Genomic DNA, 16,156 nt, shown 5'->3' with positions numbered 1-16,156 from the left:
AGCCGGCTCCTACAAGGGTCAGGCCACACATACAAACGGACATCCGGTCATGACCCAACTCCCCACCGACATCAAGCTGCACAAAGCCTCGAAAACCCTGACGCTCAAATACGCGTCCGGCGAGGAATACACCCTGCCCGCCGAGTTCCTGCGCGTGCACTCTCCTTCCGCCGAGGTCCAGGGCCACGGCAAACCCATCCTGCAATTTGGCAAGATCAACGTAGGACTGAGCAAGATAGAACCCGCCGGTCAGTACGCACTGAAACTGACCTTTGACGATGGCCACGACAGCGGCCTGTTCACCTGGGAATACCTCTACGAACTGGGGCGACGTCATGACGCGCTTTGGGACGATTATCTTGCCGAGCTAAAAGCCGCAGGAAAAACCCGCGACCCGAACGAATCTGTCGTCAAGCTGATGCTCTAGCCTGCGCCTCTTGCTCTTTAGAGGGCATTTTCTAATTCCATCTGTTTGAATGCTCGGCTTCAGGGTCGACGCCTGGCCCGCTTGCGAAAAAAATTAAACTCGGGTAACCAATGGACTGGCAAGGTCCCTGCAGTGCTCTCTGAATTAAAAAAGCAGTGATGCAGAATCAAAGGTCACCCGAGCAGTAGTACCTGGCAATTGCTGTGTGACTACACAGCTGGACCAAGGTACTCGTCTCAGGGCAATGGAGCGTCGTAGATGAGTAACAAGAGTAACGATGAGTTGAAGTATCAAGCCTCTGAAAACACCTTGGGGCTTAATCCTGTCGTTGGGCTGCGTGGAAAGGATCTACTGGCTTCTGCTCGAATGGTGCTTAGGCAGGCCATCAAGCAACCGGTGCACAGCGTCAAACATGTCGCGCACTTTGGTCTTGAACTCAAGAACGTACTGCTGGGTAAATCCGGGCTGCAACCGACCAGCGATGACCGTCGCTTCGCCGATCCGGCCTGGAGCCAGAACCCGCTCTATAAACGTTATTTGCAAACCTACCTGGCGTGGCGCAAGGAACTCCACGACTGGATCGATGAAAGTAACCTCGCCCCCAAGGATGTGGCGCGTGGGCACTTCGTGATCAACCTCATGACCGAAGCCATGGCGCCGACCAACACCGCGGCCAACCCGGCGGCAGTCAAACGCTTTTTCGAAACCGGTGGCAAAAGCCTGCTCGACGGCCTCTCGCACCTGGCCAAGGATCTGGTACACAACGGCGGCATGCCGAGCCAGGTCAACATGGGTGCATTCGAGGTCGGCAAGAGCCTGGGCGTGACCGAAGGCGCGGTGGTGTTTCGCAACGATGTGCTGGAACTGATCCAGTACAAGCCGACCACCGAGCAGGTATACGAACGCCCGCTGCTGGTGGTGCCGCCGCAGATCAACAAGTTCTACGTTTTCGACCTGAGCCCGGACAAGAGCCTGGCGCGGTTCTGCCTGCGCAACAACGTGCAAACGTTCATCGTCAGCTGGCGAAATCCCACCAAGGAACAGCGAGAGTGGGGCCTGTCGACCTACATCGAAGCCCTCAAGGAAGCGGTTGACGTCGTTACCGCGATCACCGGCAGCAAAGACGTGAACATGCTCGGGGCCTGCTCCGGCGGCATCACTTGCACTGCGCTGCTGGGCCATTACGCGGCGATTGGCGAAAACAAGGTCAACGCCCTGACCTTGCTGGTGAGCGTGCTTGATACCACCCTCGACAGCGACGTCGCCCTGTTCGTCAATGAACAGACCCTTGAAGCCGCCAAGCGCCACTCGTACCAGGCCGGCGTACTGGAAGGCCGCGACATGGCGAAGGTCTTCGCCTGGATGCGCCCCAACGATCTGATCTGGAACTACTGGGTCAACAATTACCTGCTAGGCAACGAACCGCCGGTGTTCGACATCCTGTTCTGGAACAACGACACCACACGGTTGCCCGCGGCGTTCCACGGCGACCTGATCGAACTGTTCAAAAATAACCCACTGATTCGCCCGAATGCACTGGAAGTGTGCGGCACCCCCATCGACCTCAAGCAGGTGACGGCCGACATCTTTTCCCTGGCCGGCACCAACGACCACATCACCCCGTGGAAGTCCTGCTACAAGTCGGCGCAACTGTTTGGCGGCAACGTTGAATTCGTGCTGTCGAGCAGCGGGCATATCCAGAGCATCCTGAACCCGCCGGGCAATCCGAAATCGCGCTACATGACCAGCACCGAAGTGGCGGAAAATGCCGATGAATGGCAAGCGAATGCCACCAAGCATACAGATTCCTGGTGGCTGCACTGGCAGGCCTGGCAGGCCCAACGCTCGGGCGAGCTGAAAAAGTCCCCGACAAAACTGGGCAGCAAGGCGTATCCGGCAGGTGAAGCGGCGCCAGGCACGTACGTGCACGAACGGTAACTGACACACCCCGCCTTCACCTGTAGGAGCGAGCCTGCTCGCGAAAAAGTGAGGACAACGCGTTAACTCAGACAGCACGCGTTATCGTTAACGTCCTTCGCGAGCAGGCTCGCTCCTACAGGGGTTCGGGGATGAATTCATAAACAGGGCTAGAAGCATGCCGCAACCGTTCATATTCCGCACCGTCGACCTGGATGGCCAGACCCTCCGCACGGCGGTGCGCCCCGGCAAGCCTCACTTGACGCCCTTGCTGATTTTCAACGGCATCGGCGCCAACCTGGAGCTGGTGTTTCCGTTCGTCGCAGCGCTGGACCCGGACCTCGAAGTCATCGCCTTCGACGTACCCGGTGTTGGCGGTTCATCGACGCCCAATCGTCCATATCGTTTCCCAGGCCTGGCAAAGCTCACGGCACGCATGCTCGACTACCTCGATTACGGGCGAGTCAACGTGATCGGCGTGTCATGGGGTGGCGCCCTTGCGCAACAGTTCGCCTATGACTATCCAGAGCGGTGCAAGAAGCTGGTCCTGGCAGCGACAGCCGCGGGTACGGTGATGGTGCCGGGCAAGCCGAAAGTCTTGTGGATGATGGCCAGCCCACGACGGTACATCCAGCCATCCCACGTGATCCGCATTGCGCCGATGATCTACGGCGGCTCGTTCCGTCGCGACCCGACGCTGGCTGCAAGCCATGCGGCAAAGGTCCGTTCGGCGGGCAAGCTCGGTTACTACTGGCAACTGTTCGCCGGCTTCGGCTGGACCAGCATCCACTGGCTGCACAAGATCAATCAGCCGACCCTGGTCCTGGCCGGCGACGACGACCCCTTGATTCCGTTGGTCAACATGCGCTTGCTGGCCTGGCGGATCCCCAATGCCCAACTGCACATCATCGACGACGGCCATCTGTTCTTGATCACCCGGGCTGAAGCGGTGGCACCGATCATCATGAAGTTCCTTGAAGAGGAGCGCCAGCGTGCGGTGATGCACCCGCATCCGGCGCCACTGGGTGGCTGAGCGGCTCATTTCTTGTATGGCAAAGAGGAGGTGGCAGGACATCGCACCGCGCAACAACCTGCTACAGCGTCTATGGTGTTCTGGTTCGGTGTTTTGTGTTTAGCCTGAAGACGAAGGAGTGTTGAGACATGCGCGATAAACCTGCGAGGGAGTCACTACCCACCCCCGCCAAGTTCATCAACGCACAAAGTGCGATTACCGGCCTGCGTGGCCGGGATCTGGTTTCGACTTTGCGCAGTGTCGCCGCCCATGGCCTGCGCCACCCCGTGCACACCGCGCGACACGCCTTGAAACTGGGTGGTCAACTGGGACGCGTGTTGCTGGGCGACACCCTGCATCCCACCAACCCGCAAGACCGTCGCTTCGACGATCCGGCGTGGAGTCTCAATCCCTTTTATCGTCGCAGCCTGCAGGCGTACCTGAGCTGGCAGAAGCAGGTCAAGAGCTGGATCGACGAAAGCAACATGAGCCCGGATGACCGCGCCCGTGCGCACTTCGCGTTCGCCCTGCTCAACGATGCCGTGTCGCCGTCCAACAGCCTGCTCAATCCGCTGGCGATCAAGGAAATCTTCAACTCCGGCGGCAACAGCCTGGTGCGCGGGATCGGCCATCTGGTCGATGACCTCTTGCACAACGATGGCTTGCCCCGGCAAGTCACCAGGCATGCATTCGAGGTTGGCAAGACCGTCGCCACCACCACCGGCGCCGTGGTGTTTCGCAACGAGCTGCTGGAGCTGATCCAATACAAGCCGATGAGCGAAAAGCAGTATTCCAAACCGCTGCTGGTGGTGCCGCCACAGATCAACAAGTACTACATTTTTGACCTCAGCCCCCATAACAGCTTCGTCCAGTTCGCGCTCAAGAACGGCCTGCAAACCTTCGTCATCAGCTGGCGCAATCCGGATGTACGTCACCGCGAATGGGGCCTGTCGACCTACGTCGAAGCGGTGGAAGAAGCCATGAATGTCTGCCGGGCAATCACCGGCGCGCGCGAGGTCAACCTGATGGGCGCCTGCGCTGGCGGGCTGACCATTGCTGCCCTGCAGGGCCACTTGCAAGCCAAGCGACAGCTGCGCCGCGTCTCCAGCGCGACGTACCTGGTGAGCCTGCTCGACAGCCAACTGGACAGCCCGGCCACACTCTTCGCCGACGAACAGACCCTGGAGGCGGCCAAGCGCCGCTCCTACCAGAAAGGTGTGCTGGAAGGCCGCGACATGGCCAAGGTTTTCGCCTGGATGCGCCCCAACGATTTGATCTGGAGCTACTTCGTCAACAATTACCTGATGGGCAAGGAGCCACCGGCGTTCGACATTCTCTACTGGAACAATGACAACACACGCCTCCCGGCCGCCCTGCATGGTGACTTGCTGGACTTCTTCAAGCACAACCCGCTGAGCCATCCGGGTGGCCTGGAAGTGTGCGGCACCCCGATCGACTTGCAAAAGGTCACCGTCGACAGTTTCAGCGTGGCCGGCATCAACGATCACATCACGCCGTGGGACGCGGTGTATCGCTCAACCCTGTTGCTCGGTGGCGAGCGTCGCTTTGTCCTGGCCAACAGCGGTCATGTGCAGAGCATTCTCAACCCGCCGAACAATCCGAAAGCCAACTACCTCGAAGGTGCAAAACTAAGCAGCGACCCCAGGGCCTGGTACTACGACGCCAAGCCCGTCGACGGTAGCTGGTGGACGCAATGGCTGGGCTGGATTCAGGAGCGCTCGGGCGCGCAAAAAGAAACCCACATGGCCCTCGGCAATCAGAATTATCCACCGATGGAGGCGGCGCCCGGGACTTACGTGCGCGTGCGCTGATGTTCAACGACCGCGGCCTTTAACGGCCGTGGCATGACCCGATCATAAGAAGACTGGATGAAAACCCGCGAACGGATACTCGAATGTGCCCTGCAGTTGTTCAATGAGAAGGGCGAACCGAATGTTTCCACCATGGAAGTCGCCAACGAAATGGGCATCAGCCCGGGCAATCTGTATTACCACTTCCACGGCAAGGAGCCGCTGATTCTCGGCCTGTTCGAACGTTTCCAGGCCGAACTGTCCCCGTTGCTCGATCCTCCGGCCGACGTCGAACTGGCTCCTGAGGATTACTGGCTGTTCCTGCACCTGATCGTCGAGCGCCTGTCACACTATCGCTTCCTGTTCCAGGACCTGTCGAATCTGGCCGGGCGCCTGCCGAAACTGGCCAAGGGTATTCGCAACTTGCTCAATGCGCTCAAGCGCACACTGGCGTCGCTGCTGGCTCGACTGAAGGCCTTGGGGCAATTGGTCAGCGACACCCAGGCGCTGGGGCAATTGGTGGAGCAGATCACCCTGACGCTGCTGTTCTCACTGGACTATCAGCGGATTCTGGGCCGTGAAGGCGAAGTTCGGTTGGTGGTCTACCAGATCATGATGCTGGTGGCGCCGCATCTGTTGCCCTCGATCAAGGCGGCGACTGAGCAGATGGCGATGCAGTACCTGGAGGAGCATTAAGATCAAAAGATCGCAGCCTGCGGCAGCTCCTACATTGGATCGCATTGACCTGTAGGAGCTGCCGCAGGCTGCGATCTATTCAAGCCTCAAACAAAAACGCCCGACCTTGGCAGGCCGGGCGTTTTTTTGAGCCCTGAACTATCAGGACTGACTGGTTGGCGTCGATGGAGCTGACGCGGCAGTCTGGGTTACAGCAGGGGTCGGCGCGGAAGCGGAGTTCGAAGTGCTTGCCACAGCTGCCGAAGTCACCGGAGTTGCCGGTTTGGCGGTAGCCTCTGCTGGTTTGGCTGCGGCAGCTTTCGGAGCCGCCGGTTTTTTCACTGCTGGTTTCTTCGCTGCAGCAGGTTTTGCCGCTGGCTTGGCTGCCGGTTTAGCGGCAGCGGTTTTCGCTGCAGGCTTGGCGGCGGTTTTAGCAGCTGCCGGTTTGGCCGCTGATTTTGCAGCTGGCTTGGCGGCGGCTGGCTTGGCGGCAGCAGTTTTTGCAGCCGGTTTGGCCGCCGCTTTGGCCAATGGCTTGGCTGCGGTTTTGGCAGCCGGTTTAGCGGCTGGTTTGGCTGCCGCGGTTTTCGCCGCAACAGGCGCAACCTTGGCACCGGTAAGTTTTTCGATTTGCTTGGTCAGGGTATCGACCTTGCTGTGCAGAGCCTTGACTTCATTGCGGCTCGGCACGCCCAGGCGCGAAATGGCGCTGTTCAGGCGCTTGTCGAAAGCCCCTTCCAGCTCATCCCACTTGCCCAGTGCACGATCTTTTACGCCGCTGATGCGCGACTTGGCCGACGATGCGGAGTCCTTGGCGGCGTCGACAGTCTTGCCAACAGCGCTCTTGGTCAGCTTCTCGGCTTTCTCGCCGTCCTTTACCAGCGAGTCGAAGAGTTTGCTGCCGTCAGTGTCGATCTTCGAGTACACGCCTAAACCAGCCAGCCAGATTTTGCGGGAGTAGTCTTCGACTTTTCCGATCCACGAGCTGCTTTCTTTTTCGGTGTTCTTTTTACCAGCCATCCCGTTCTCCTTAAGATTTACGCGCGACGCGTTCGAGCAGTGCCGTCAGCTCATCGAGCTTGGCAGAGAGTGTCTCAACGTCATGTTTAGACGGAATGCCGATGCGATTCAAGGTACTTGCGACACGCGTGTCGAACGCTCTCTCGACTTTGTCGAGCTGAACTTCGACCTTGCCTTTGAAAGTGCTCACTTCACTCTTGGCTTCGTCGATCTCGGCATTGGCTGCTTCAAGCTTCTGGGCAACTGCTTTTTTGCCTTTGGTTTCAACTGCTTGCCCAGCCTTGATCAGCTCTTGAAAGTACTCGCTACCCTCTTGGCCGACCTTGGTGTAGGCACCCAGGCCTGCCAGCCAGATCCTGCGGGCATACGATTTGACGTCATGCAGAGCGGTCGTCGATGCGTCGATTTTTTTCTTCAAAATAACTTTGGCCATGGTCCACCTCACGCGCAGAAGGTTTGAGGAATTGCCCGCGAAAGTGTCGGGCTCCGGCACAAAGTAGGGAGAAAAATTAGAAACGGCACCCTAACAACTGACATACATGCTTGGACGCACCGCAAATCAAACTGTGGGAGCGAGCCTGCTCGCGAAGGCGTCAGGCCAGTCAATATACATATCGAATGACACATGGCTTTCGCGAGCAGGCTCGCTCCCACAGGGGATCTCATTCCAACCAGAAATCAGACCAACGCTTTATCGAGCGCCTTTTCGATTTCCGCTTTGATCATGCCGCTCATGGCCGACATCATCAGGCCCAACTCCACATCGACCTTGATCGAGTCTTCAGTGACATGCACCGCACCTTTCACACCGGAGCGCTTGAGGTTCAAGGTGTCGCCAGACCACTGCGGTTCCAGGCCATACTGATCGAAAAGTTTCTGCGCCAGCTTGTCGGCCTTCTCGCGGGCCGCTTCCTTACCCAGGCCATGGGCACGTTCAACACTAATATGGGCCATCAAATGACTCCTGCTTTATGGGGGCGATCCTGAGGCATCTTGACCTCTGCTGCGTCAAAACGTCCCGATGGTTGCCCATCTTACCTTCAGCCTTGCCAAGACAAAGCATGCCTTGGGGATTAGAATGTCGCGCATTCTCTTTTGGTGACAGCGATATGACTGATCAGCGCAAAGGCAACGATGCCGAACCCACCACTCACTTCGGCTTCAAAAACGTTCCGGAAAGCCAGAAAGCGGAAAAAGTCGCTGAGGTTTTTCACTCCGTAGCCGCCAAGTACGACCTGATGAACGACCTCCTGTCGGGCGGCATGCACCGTCTGTGGAAGCGTTTCGCAATCGAACTGTCGGGCGTGCGCACAGGTAACCGGGTGCTGGACATCGCCGGCGGCACGGGTGACCTGACCCGCAAGTTCTCGCACCTCGTTGGCCCGACTGGCCAGGTGGTGCTGGCCGACATCAACGAATCCATGCTCAAGGTCGGTCGTGACCGCCTGCTGGACCTGGGTGTGGCCGGCAATGTCGAATTCGTCCAGGCCGATGCGGAAAAACTGCCGTTCCCGGACAACCATTTCGACTGCGTGACCATCGCCTTCGGCCTGCGCAACGTCACGCACAAGGAAGACGCCCTGCGTTCGATGCTGCGCGTGCTCAAGCCTGGCGGTCGCCTGCTGGTGCTGGAGTTCTCCAAGCCGACCAACGCGCTGATGTCCAAGGCCTACGACGCCTACTCGTTCGCCTTCATGCCACTGATGGGCAAGCTGATCACCAACGACTCGGAAAGCTATCGCTACCTGGCCGAATCGATCCGCATGCACCCGAACCAGGAAACCCTGAAATCGATGATGGTCGAGGCCGGCTTCGACCGCGTGACCTATCACAACATGACCGCAGGCATCGTCGCCCTGCACCGTGGCATCAAGCCCTGATGCTGCTCGCCGGCCTGCTCGCCAGCGTTGAGCTCGGCCTGAACCGAGTGCTGCGTCTCGACAGCACGGCACTGCCGCGGCTGGCACATTTGGCCGGCAAGGTGATTGCCGTCGACTGCCGCAGCCCGGCGCTGCAAGTGTTCATCCTGCCCAGCGATGAAGGCCTGATGCTCGCGTCCCAATGGGAAACCGGCGCCGACTGCACCCTGCGCGCACCGGCCTCGAGCCTGCTGAAACTGGCGATGAGCAAAGACAAGACTTCGGTACTGCATGCACCCGAAGTCGAGCTCGACGGCGACAGCGGTGTATTGCTGGAACTGGCGGCGATCCTCCAGGACCTCGAGCTGGATTGGGAGTACGAACTCTCGCGCTGGCTTGGCCCTGTCGCCACGCAATTGGTCGGCGGTCATCTGCGCAGCCGTGCCCGCTGGTATCAGCAAGGATTCGCCAGCCTCGGCCAGAACCTGGGCGAATACCTGGCTGAAGAATCACGTACCCTCGTCGGTCAGCGCGAAGCCGAAGCCCGATTCAGTGAACTGGACCAGATCAAACTCGATCTGGAACGTCTCGAGGCGCGTTTCGAGCGCCTTTCCCGATCCCTCGACCCAAGCGATAACGCATGAAGCTGCTTGCCGTCCGCCGTTTGTTGCGCATCCAGCGCGTCGTGATCCGCTACCGCCTCGATGACCTGCTGTTCGCCCTGCCGCTGCCCTGGTTTCTCCTGGTGCTGCGTTACGCCTTGCCGTGGCGCTGGTTCCCGCGCAAGACGCTGGACCTGAGTCGTGGCGCACGATTGCGCTTGGCGCTGCAGGACCTGGGGCCGATTTTCATCAAGTTCGGGCAGATCCTGTCCACCCGCCGCGACCTGCTGCCCGAAGACATCGCCGATGAGCTGATGATGCTGCAGGACCGCGTGCCGCCGTTCGACTCGCAAGTGTCGGTCAATCTGATCGAAGAGCAGCTGGGCAAGAAAATCAGCGAAGTGTTCAGCCGCTTCGACGTCGAACCACTGGCCTCGGCATCGGTGGCCCAAGTGCACGCTGCACAGCTGAAAACCGGCGAGGAAGTCGTGGTCAAGGTGATCCGGCCTGGCCTCAAACCAGTGATCGCGCAAGACCTGGCGTGGCTGTTCATCCTCGCCCGCGCCGCCGAAAAACTCTCGGCCGATGCGCGCCTGCTGCACCCGGTGGACGTGGTCCAGGACTACGAAAAAACCATCTACGACGAACTCGACCTGCTGCGCGAAGCGGCCAACGCCAGCCAGCTCAAGCGCAACTTCGAGGGTTCGCCACTGCTGTACGTACCACAAGTCTATTGGGACTGGTGCCGGCCGAAAGTGCTGGTGATGGAGCGTATCTACGGCATCCAGGTGACCGACCTCGCGACCCTGGCGGACCAACGCACCGACATGAAAATGCTCGCCGAACGCGGCGTGGAGATCTTCTTCACCCAAGTGTTTCGCGACAGCTTCTTCCATGCCGACATGCACCCCGGCAACATCTTCGTCAGCACGGTGCAGCCGTGGAGCCCGCAATACATCGCGATCGACTGCGGTATCGTCGGCAGCCTTACCCCCCAGGACCAGGATTACCTGGCGCGCAACCTGTTCGCGTTCTTCAAGCGCGATTACCGGCGAGTGGCACAGCTGCACATCGATTCGGGCTGGGTGCCGGCAGAAACCAAACTCAACGAATTCGAAGCGGCGATCCGGACGGTCTGCGAACCGATCTTCGAAAAACCGTTAAAAGATATTTCCTTCGGCCAAGTGCTGATGCGCCTGTTCCAGACAGCTCGTCGCTTCAACATGGAAGTGCAGCCGCAACTTGTCCTGTTGCAAAAAACCCTGTTGAACATCGAAGGCCTGGGCCGCCAGCTGTACCCGGACCTCGACCTGTGGAACACCGCGCAACCCTTCCTCGAGCGCTGGATGCGTGACCGCGTCAGTCCCAAAGCCTTGTTTGGCAACGTGCAATCCCAGATCGAACAGATCCCGCACTTGGCCAATATGACCCGTGACCTGCTCGAACGCCTGTCCCAGCCCCATGCCAACGATCCGCCGCCACCCTGGCATCGACGCCGCGACGACTGGTTCCTGCGCCTGCTCGGTACGGCCCATCTGGCCGGTGGCGCGATCCTCGCCGCGGGCGGGCCATTGAACGATCTGGCCTATTGGCCAGCGGGCATCATGATGGCGGTCGGCTTGTATCTGGTCGTTCGCCGATAGCCAGTTGTGCTGCGCACTGGCACACTGTTTCAACGTTGAGCCCGACTAATGATGTGTCGGGCTTGCTGTCGGAGTCGAAGATGAAAAACTGGCTGGACGAGATCAAATGGGACGCCGACGGCCTGGTGCCGGCGATTGCCCAGGACCACAAGACCGGGCGCGTCCTGATGATGGCCTGGATGAACCGCGAAGCACTGGAACTGACGGCTGCCGAGAACCGCGCCATCTACTGGTCGCGCTCGCGCGGCAAGCTGTGGCGCAAGGGCGAAGAGTCCGGTCATGTGCAGACCCTGCATGAGATGCGCCTGGACTGCGACGCCGACGTGATCATCCTGATGGTCGAGCAGATTGGCGACATTGCCTGTCATACCGGGCGCCAGAGCTGCTTCTACCGTGTTTTCGAGAACGGCGACTGGACGACTGTCGACCCGGTCCTGAAAGATCCGCACGCCATCTATTGCGCAGGACACAAACATGAGTGACACGTTGATCCGTCTGGCCCAGGTGCTGGAAGAGCGCAAAGGCGCCGCCGCCGACAGCTCGTACGTCGCCAGCCTGTACCACAAGGGCTTGAACAAGATTCTGGAAAAAGTTGGCGAAGAGTCAGTAGAGACCATCATTGCCGCCAAGGACGCCGCCATCAGCGGCGACTGCAGCGATGTGATCTACGAAACCGCCGATTTATGGTTCCACAGCATGGTCATGCTCGCCCAATTGGGGCAGCATCCCCAGGCTGTACTCGATGAACTGGACCGTCGCTTCGGTCTGTCCGGACACGCCGAGAAAGCCTCGCGCCCGTCCGCCTGAATAACTATTAGAGAGGAGCAGCAGCATGGGCATTTTTGACTGGAAACACTGGGTCGTCATCCTGGTTGTCGTGGTACTGGTATTCGGCACCAAGAAACTGAAAAACCTCGGCACCGACGTCGGCGAGTCCATCAAGGGCTTTCGCAAGGCCATGAACGACGACGAAAAACCGGCCGACCCGACCGCGACTCCGGCCCAACCGGTTCCGCCGGTTCAGCCACAGGCCACTGTTAACCAGCCGCACACCATCGACGTGCAGGCGCAAAAAGTCGAAGAGCCGATCCGCAAAGACTCGTGAGCACTGACTAATGTTTGGTATCAGCTTCTCTGAACTGCTGCTCGTTGGCCTCGTCGCCCTGCTGGTGCTGGGCCCCGAGCGCCTGCCGGGCGCTGCGCGTACCGCCGGCCTGTGGGTTGGCCGCCTCAAGCGCAGCTTCAACGCAATCAAACAGGAAGTTGAACGTGAAATCGGTGCCGACGAGATTCGTCGGCAACTGCACAACGAGCACATCCTGTCGCTTGAGCAGGAGGCCCGCAAGATCTTCTCGCCGACCCAGCAGCAACCGACACCTGTCGAGCCTGCAGCGTCGCCGACGATTCATGCGCCAGTCGTTGAATCTGCGCCCGTCGAAGCTGTACCTGTCGCAACGACCCCGGTCGAACCCGTTGCACCTGCGGCGGCGCCCGTTGCGCCGACCCCTCAAGACCCAACATTGCCGCCGCGAGCCCCATGAGCGATCTTCCTGAAAACGACCAGCACATGCCGCTGGTTTCGCACCTCACCGAGTTGCGTACCCGCCTGCTACGCTGCGTAGCGGCGATCTTCATCATCTTTGCCGGGCTGTTCGCCTTTACCCAGCAAATCTACACCTTCGTCTCGACACCGCTGCGGGCCTACCTGCCAGCCGGTGCGACGATGATTGCCACGGATGTGTCGTCGCCGTTCCTGACGCCACTGAAGCTGACCATGATGGTGTCGCTGTTCCTGGCGATTCCGGTGATCCTGCACCAGATCTGGGGCTTTATCGCACCGGGTCTGTACAAGCATGAGAAACGCATCGCGGTGCCGTTGCTGTGTTCGAGCATCGTGCTGTTCTATGCCGGCATGGCGTTCGCCTATTTCCTGGTGTTCCCGCTGATCTTCAAATTCTTCGCCGCCGCCACCCCGGCCGGCGTGGAAATGATGACCGACATCACCAGTTATCTCGATTTCGTCATGACGCTGTTCTTCGCCTTCGGCGTGGCGTTCGAAATCCCGGTGGCCGTGGTGCTGCTGGTGTGGATCGGCGTGGTCGACGTAAAGTACCTGAAGAAGATCCGTCCTTACGTGATCATCGGCTGCTTCGTCGTCGGCATGATCCTGACCCCGCCGGACATTTTCTCGCAGACCCTGCTGGCCGTACCGATGTGGCTGCTGTTCGAGATCGGCATCCTGTTCGGCAGCCTGATCAGCAAGCGTGGCGAACATCCGGACGACCAGCCTGCCGACGATAACAACGACCAGCCGCCAGCGACCCAACCGTGAACCTGCTGCTCCTTGAAGAGGCTGACTTCATTGCGGCCGACCGGGTTGTGCTGCGTGATCGGCGGTTGACCCACATGCAGGAAGTCCATCGCTGTGAAGTGGGTGACAGCATGCGGGTCGGCCGCATCGGCGGCTTGATGGGCTCGGCCGAGGTGTTGCGCCTGGACGCCAACGAGGCGGAACTGCGCGTCACCCTCGACCAACCCCCACCCGCCAAACTGCCATTGACCCTGATCCTGGCCCTGCCGCGGCCCAAGATGCTGCGCAGGGTGTTCCAGACCGTCGCGGCCATGGGTGTGCCACGGGTCGTGCTGGTGAACAGCTATCGCGTCGAGAAGAGCTTCTGGCAGACACCGTTCCTGGAGCCCGAGGCCATTCGCGAGCAATTGATCCTGGGCCTCGAACAAGCCAGGGACAGCGTGTTGCCGCAAGTCGTGATCGAGAAACGCTTCAAGCCGTTCGTCGAAGATCGCCTGCCTGCCATTACCGAGGGCACTCTCGGCCTGGTTGGTCATCCAGGCCAATACCCGCCCTGCCCCCGCGCCCTCACCGAGCCCGTGACCCTGGCCATCGGCCCGGAGGGTGGCTGGATCCCCTACGAGATCGACTTGCTGGGCAAGTCCGGCCTGCAACCGGTGCAGCTGGGCGAGCGCATCCTGCGCGTGGAAACTGCCGTTACCGCGCTGCTCGCCCGGCTCTTCTAACCAAACACCGCCCCCCCTGTAGGAGCGAGCATGCTCGCGATGGCCAACAGAGCGCCGCAGGGTTTCAGGCAGCCAGCGTCATCGTTAACGACCTTCGCGAGCATGCTCGCTCCTACAGGATTTCCCCCGCCTGCCGATATACCTCCCATGAAACCAATGTTTGCTCCGGGAGAGTTGCAGCATGTACCAATCGCTAGCCGATAAACTGGGGAACGTAAGCGTAAACCGCAAGCTGGGCGTCGGCTTCGGTCTTGTGCTGCTGCTGACGATGCTGATCACCTTCACGGGCTGGACCGGCCTGAGCGACGTCACCCGTCGCGGTGATACGCTGGGGTTCATTTCCGATATCAACGGGATGACCAAAGACCTGCGCATCGCCCGCCTGGATTACGAAATGCGCCGCGGCGAACAAGGCCCTGGCGCCGTCAACGATTTGCTGGGCAAGCTCGACACCAGCCTGCAAGCGGCTCGCCGGATGATCGAGCAACCCGCCGACGTGACCATGGTCGACCAGCAATTGGCCGCCGTCAGCCAGTACAAGCAAGCTTTCGCGTCCATGACCCAGATCAGCGCCAGTCGCGAAGATGCTCGCAGCAAATTGGGCGCCACCGCCGACAATGCCGTGGCCAAAGTCGCCGAAGTCGAACAATCCCTGCTGCAAGGCGACAGCGTGGCGCAGTTCAACAGCGTGATCGACTTGAGCAAATTGATCCAGCAAGCGCGCTTTCAGGTGCGTGGCTACACCTATAGCGGCAAGGCCGAGGCAGAACAGCCAGCGCTGGACGCCATCGACAACGCCCTGAAATATCTGCAAAGCCTGCCGTCGAAGCTGCCAGAACAACACATCGCTAACTTGCAGCAAGCAACAGACTCGCTCAGGGCTTACCGCGCCGCGGTCATCCAATACCACGATTCCCAGACCGCCAGCGCCGATGCATTCAAACATATGGCTGCCCAAGGCGAGATTCTGCTCGACGTCAGCAAGAAGCTCACCGTCTCGCAAACCCTGGTGCGCGATACCGACGTAGCGCACGCCAAGAACATGCTGTTGCTGGCCACCCTCCTGGCCTTGGTCATAGGCCTGTTTGCCGCCTGGGCCATCACCCGGCAGATCGTGATTCCGCTGAACCAGACCCTCAAGGCGGCCGAACGCATCGCCGCCGGCGACCTGACCCACAACCTGGTGTCCCGTCGCCAGGATGAACTTGGCCAACTGCAGCGCGCCATTCAGAGCATGACCCAAGGCCTGCGCGAATTGATCGGCGGCATCAGCGACGGCGTCACGCAGATCGCCAGCGCCGCCGAGGAACTGTCGGCCGTCACCGAACAGACCAGCGCCGGGGTCAACAGCCAGAAGGTCGAGACCGATCAGGTGGCGACCGCCATGAACGAGATGACCGCAACGGTGCAGGAAGTCGCACGCAACGCTGAGGAAGCCTCGGAGGCCGCTGTAGCAGCCGACCAGCAGGCCCGCGAAGGTGACAAGGTAGTCGGCGAAGCCATCGCGCAGATCGAGCGCCTGGCCAAGGAAGTGGGTCACTCCACCGAGGCCATGGGCGAGCTCAAGCGCGAAAGCGACAAGATCGGCAGCGTGCTCGACGTGATCAAGTCGGTGGCCCAACAAACCAACCTGCTGGCGCTCAACGCGGCTATTGAAGCCGCCCGTGCCGGTGAGGCGGGGCGCGGTTTTGCCGTGGTCGCTGATGAAGTGCGCAGCCTGGCCCAGCGTACCCAGAAGTCCACGGAAGAAATCGAAGAGCTGATCGTCGGCCTGCAAAGCGGCACCCAGCACGTGGCCAACATCATGGACAACAGTCGCGCCCTGACCGACAGCAGCGTGGAACTGACCCGTCGCGCCGGCGGCTCACTTGAAAACATCACACGCACGGTGTCGGCGATCCAGGCGATGAACCAACAGATTGCCGCCGCGGCTGAACAACAGAGCGCCGTGGCCGAAGAGATCAACCGAAGCGTGCTGAACGTGCGTGATGTGTCGGACCAGACGTCGGCTGCGAGTGAAGAGACGGCGGCGTCCAGCATCGAGCTGGCGCGATTGGGGACGCATTTGCAGATGCTGGTGGGCAAGTTCAGGGTTTGAGGTGATGCGAGAGCCTCGGTTCGCCTGGGACCGAGGTGATGCCTTCGCGAGCAGGC

Annotated in this window: 18 protein-coding genes and 1 pseudogene; 16 read left to right on the top strand and 3 right to left on the bottom strand. The window is 60.1% G+C overall.

Translation table 11 applies throughout. The features are described 5' to 3' along the window. The first annotated feature begins 49 nt into the window (after window positions 1–49). The 5 genes from PG5_RS31015 (at window position 50) to PG5_RS30995 (ending at window position 5,863) form a co-directional block, all read left to right on the top strand. A complete protein-coding gene (locus tag PG5_RS31015; RefSeq protein ID WP_008058116.1) occupies window positions 50–427 on the top strand; it encodes a gamma-butyrobetaine hydroxylase-like domain-containing protein in 378 nt (125 codons plus the stop codon). Between the two features lie 258 nt (window positions 428–685). Beyond that, window positions 686–2,365: a class II poly(R)-hydroxyalkanoic acid synthase gene (gene phaC, locus PG5_RS31010; RefSeq protein ID WP_020801024.1), complete on the top strand. Its 1,680-nt coding sequence runs from the start codon at window positions 686–688 to the stop codon at window positions 2,363–2,365. Window positions 2,366–2,522: 157 nt separating this feature from the next. Continuing rightward, on the top strand, window positions 2,523–3,377 hold the full coding sequence (gene phaZ, locus PG5_RS31005; protein ID WP_020801023.1) for a poly(3-hydroxyalkanoate) depolymerase: 855 nt from the start codon (window positions 2,523–2,525) through the stop codon (window positions 3,375–3,377). A 128-nt stretch (window positions 3,378–3,505) separates the two neighbouring features. After that, on the top strand, window positions 3,506–5,188 hold the full coding sequence (gene phaC, locus PG5_RS31000; protein ID WP_020801022.1) for a class II poly(R)-hydroxyalkanoic acid synthase: 1,683 nt from the start codon (window positions 3,506–3,508) through the stop codon (window positions 5,186–5,188). Window positions 5,189–5,245: 57 nt separating this feature from the next. Next, window positions 5,246–5,863 (top strand): TetR/AcrR family transcriptional regulator, encoded by a 618-nt coding sequence (locus PG5_RS30995; protein ID WP_020801021.1) that lies wholly within the window; start codon window positions 5,246–5,248, stop codon window positions 5,861–5,863. Window positions 5,864–6,004: 141 nt separating this feature from the next. On the opposite strand, the gene PG5_RS30990 is transcribed toward PG5_RS30995, so the two are convergent. From PG5_RS30990 to PG5_RS30980, 3 genes are all read right to left on the bottom strand, one after another. Further along, on the bottom strand, window positions 6,005–6,862 hold the full coding sequence (locus PG5_RS30990) for a phasin family protein (protein WP_020801020.1): 858 nt from the start codon (window positions 6,860–6,862) through the stop codon (window positions 6,005–6,007). A gap of 10 nt (window positions 6,863–6,872) precedes the next feature. Continuing rightward, window positions 6,873–7,295 (bottom strand): phasin family protein, encoded by a 423-nt coding sequence (locus PG5_RS30985; RefSeq protein ID WP_020801019.1) that lies wholly within the window; start codon window positions 7,293–7,295, stop codon window positions 6,873–6,875. A 245-nt stretch (window positions 7,296–7,540) separates the two neighbouring features. Continuing rightward, on the bottom strand, window positions 7,541–7,816 hold the full coding sequence (locus PG5_RS30980) for a polyhydroxyalkanoic acid system family protein (RefSeq protein WP_020801018.1): 276 nt from the start codon (window positions 7,814–7,816) through the stop codon (window positions 7,541–7,543). A gap of 155 nt (window positions 7,817–7,971) precedes the next feature. Between PG5_RS30980 and ubiE the strand changes: the two genes are divergently transcribed. The 11 genes and pseudogenes from ubiE to PG5_RS35500 all read left to right on the top strand — a co-directional run bounded on the left by ubiE (window position 7,972) and on the right by PG5_RS35500 (window position 16,100). Next, window positions 7,972–8,742, top strand: coding sequence for a bifunctional demethylmenaquinone methyltransferase/2-methoxy-6-polyprenyl-1,4-benzoquinol methylase UbiE (gene ubiE, locus PG5_RS30975; RefSeq protein ID WP_033045331.1), 771 nt, complete (start codon window positions 7,972–7,974; stop codon window positions 8,740–8,742). Then, on the top strand, window positions 8,742–9,365 hold the full coding sequence (locus PG5_RS30970; protein WP_020801016.1) for an SCP2 domain-containing protein: 624 nt from the start codon (window positions 8,742–8,744) through the stop codon (window positions 9,363–9,365). Before ubiE ends, PG5_RS30970 begins: the two co-directional genes overlap by 1 nt. Continuing rightward, window positions 9,362–10,966, top strand: coding sequence for a ubiquinone biosynthesis regulatory protein kinase UbiB (gene ubiB, locus PG5_RS30965; RefSeq protein WP_020801015.1), 1,605 nt, complete (start codon window positions 9,362–9,364; stop codon window positions 10,964–10,966). The genes PG5_RS30970 and ubiB overlap by 4 nt, the downstream gene beginning before the upstream one ends. A gap of 80 nt (window positions 10,967–11,046) precedes the next feature. After that, the gene (hisI, locus tag PG5_RS30960; RefSeq protein ID WP_033045332.1) at window positions 11,047–11,448 is read left to right on the top strand and encodes a phosphoribosyl-AMP cyclohydrolase; all 402 of its coding nucleotides are present in this window, start codon (window positions 11,047–11,049) and stop codon (window positions 11,446–11,448) included. After that, window positions 11,441–11,773 (top strand): phosphoribosyl-ATP diphosphatase, encoded by a 333-nt coding sequence (locus PG5_RS30955; RefSeq protein ID WP_020801013.1) that lies wholly within the window; start codon window positions 11,441–11,443, stop codon window positions 11,771–11,773. Before hisI ends, PG5_RS30955 begins: the two co-directional genes overlap by 8 nt. A gap of 25 nt (window positions 11,774–11,798) precedes the next feature. After that, window positions 11,799–12,071, top strand: coding sequence for a twin-arginine translocase TatA/TatE family subunit (locus PG5_RS30950; protein ID WP_020801012.1), 273 nt, complete (start codon window positions 11,799–11,801; stop codon window positions 12,069–12,071). A gap of 10 nt (window positions 12,072–12,081) precedes the next feature. Beyond that, the gene (gene tatB, locus PG5_RS30945; protein ID WP_020801011.1) at window positions 12,082–12,507 is read left to right on the top strand and encodes a Sec-independent protein translocase protein TatB; all 426 of its coding nucleotides are present in this window, start codon (window positions 12,082–12,084) and stop codon (window positions 12,505–12,507) included. Continuing rightward, window positions 12,504–13,298 carry a twin-arginine translocase subunit TatC gene (gene tatC, locus PG5_RS30940; RefSeq protein ID WP_008058092.1) on the top strand — a complete coding sequence of 265 codons (795 nt, stop codon included), beginning with the start codon at window positions 12,504–12,506 and terminating at the stop codon, window positions 13,296–13,298. The genes tatB and tatC overlap by 4 nt, the downstream gene beginning before the upstream one ends. Next, window positions 13,295–14,002 carry a 16S rRNA (uracil(1498)-N(3))-methyltransferase gene (locus PG5_RS30935; RefSeq protein ID WP_020801010.1) on the top strand — a complete coding sequence of 236 codons (708 nt, stop codon included), beginning with the start codon at window positions 13,295–13,297 and terminating at the stop codon, window positions 14,000–14,002. The genes tatC and PG5_RS30935 overlap by 4 nt, the downstream gene beginning before the upstream one ends. A gap of 181 nt (window positions 14,003–14,183) precedes the next feature. Then, a pseudogene (locus PG5_RS35505) lies at window positions 14,184–15,245 on the top strand (methyl-accepting chemotaxis protein); the annotation flags it as partial. Further along, window positions 15,237–16,100: a methyl-accepting chemotaxis protein gene (locus tag PG5_RS35500; protein ID WP_371106624.1), complete on the top strand. Its 864-nt coding sequence runs from the start codon at window positions 15,237–15,239 to the stop codon at window positions 16,098–16,100. The pseudogene PG5_RS35505 and the gene PG5_RS35500, both read left to right, overlap by 9 nt. The last annotated feature ends 56 nt before the right edge of the window (window positions 16,101–16,156 follow it).

This window comes from Pseudomonas sp. G5(2012), assembly GCF_000408945.1.
Classification (GTDB): Bacteria; Pseudomonadota; Gammaproteobacteria; order Pseudomonadales; family Pseudomonadaceae; genus Aquipseudomonas; species Aquipseudomonas umsongensis.
This window is presented reverse-complemented; position numbering and strand designations above follow the sequence as displayed.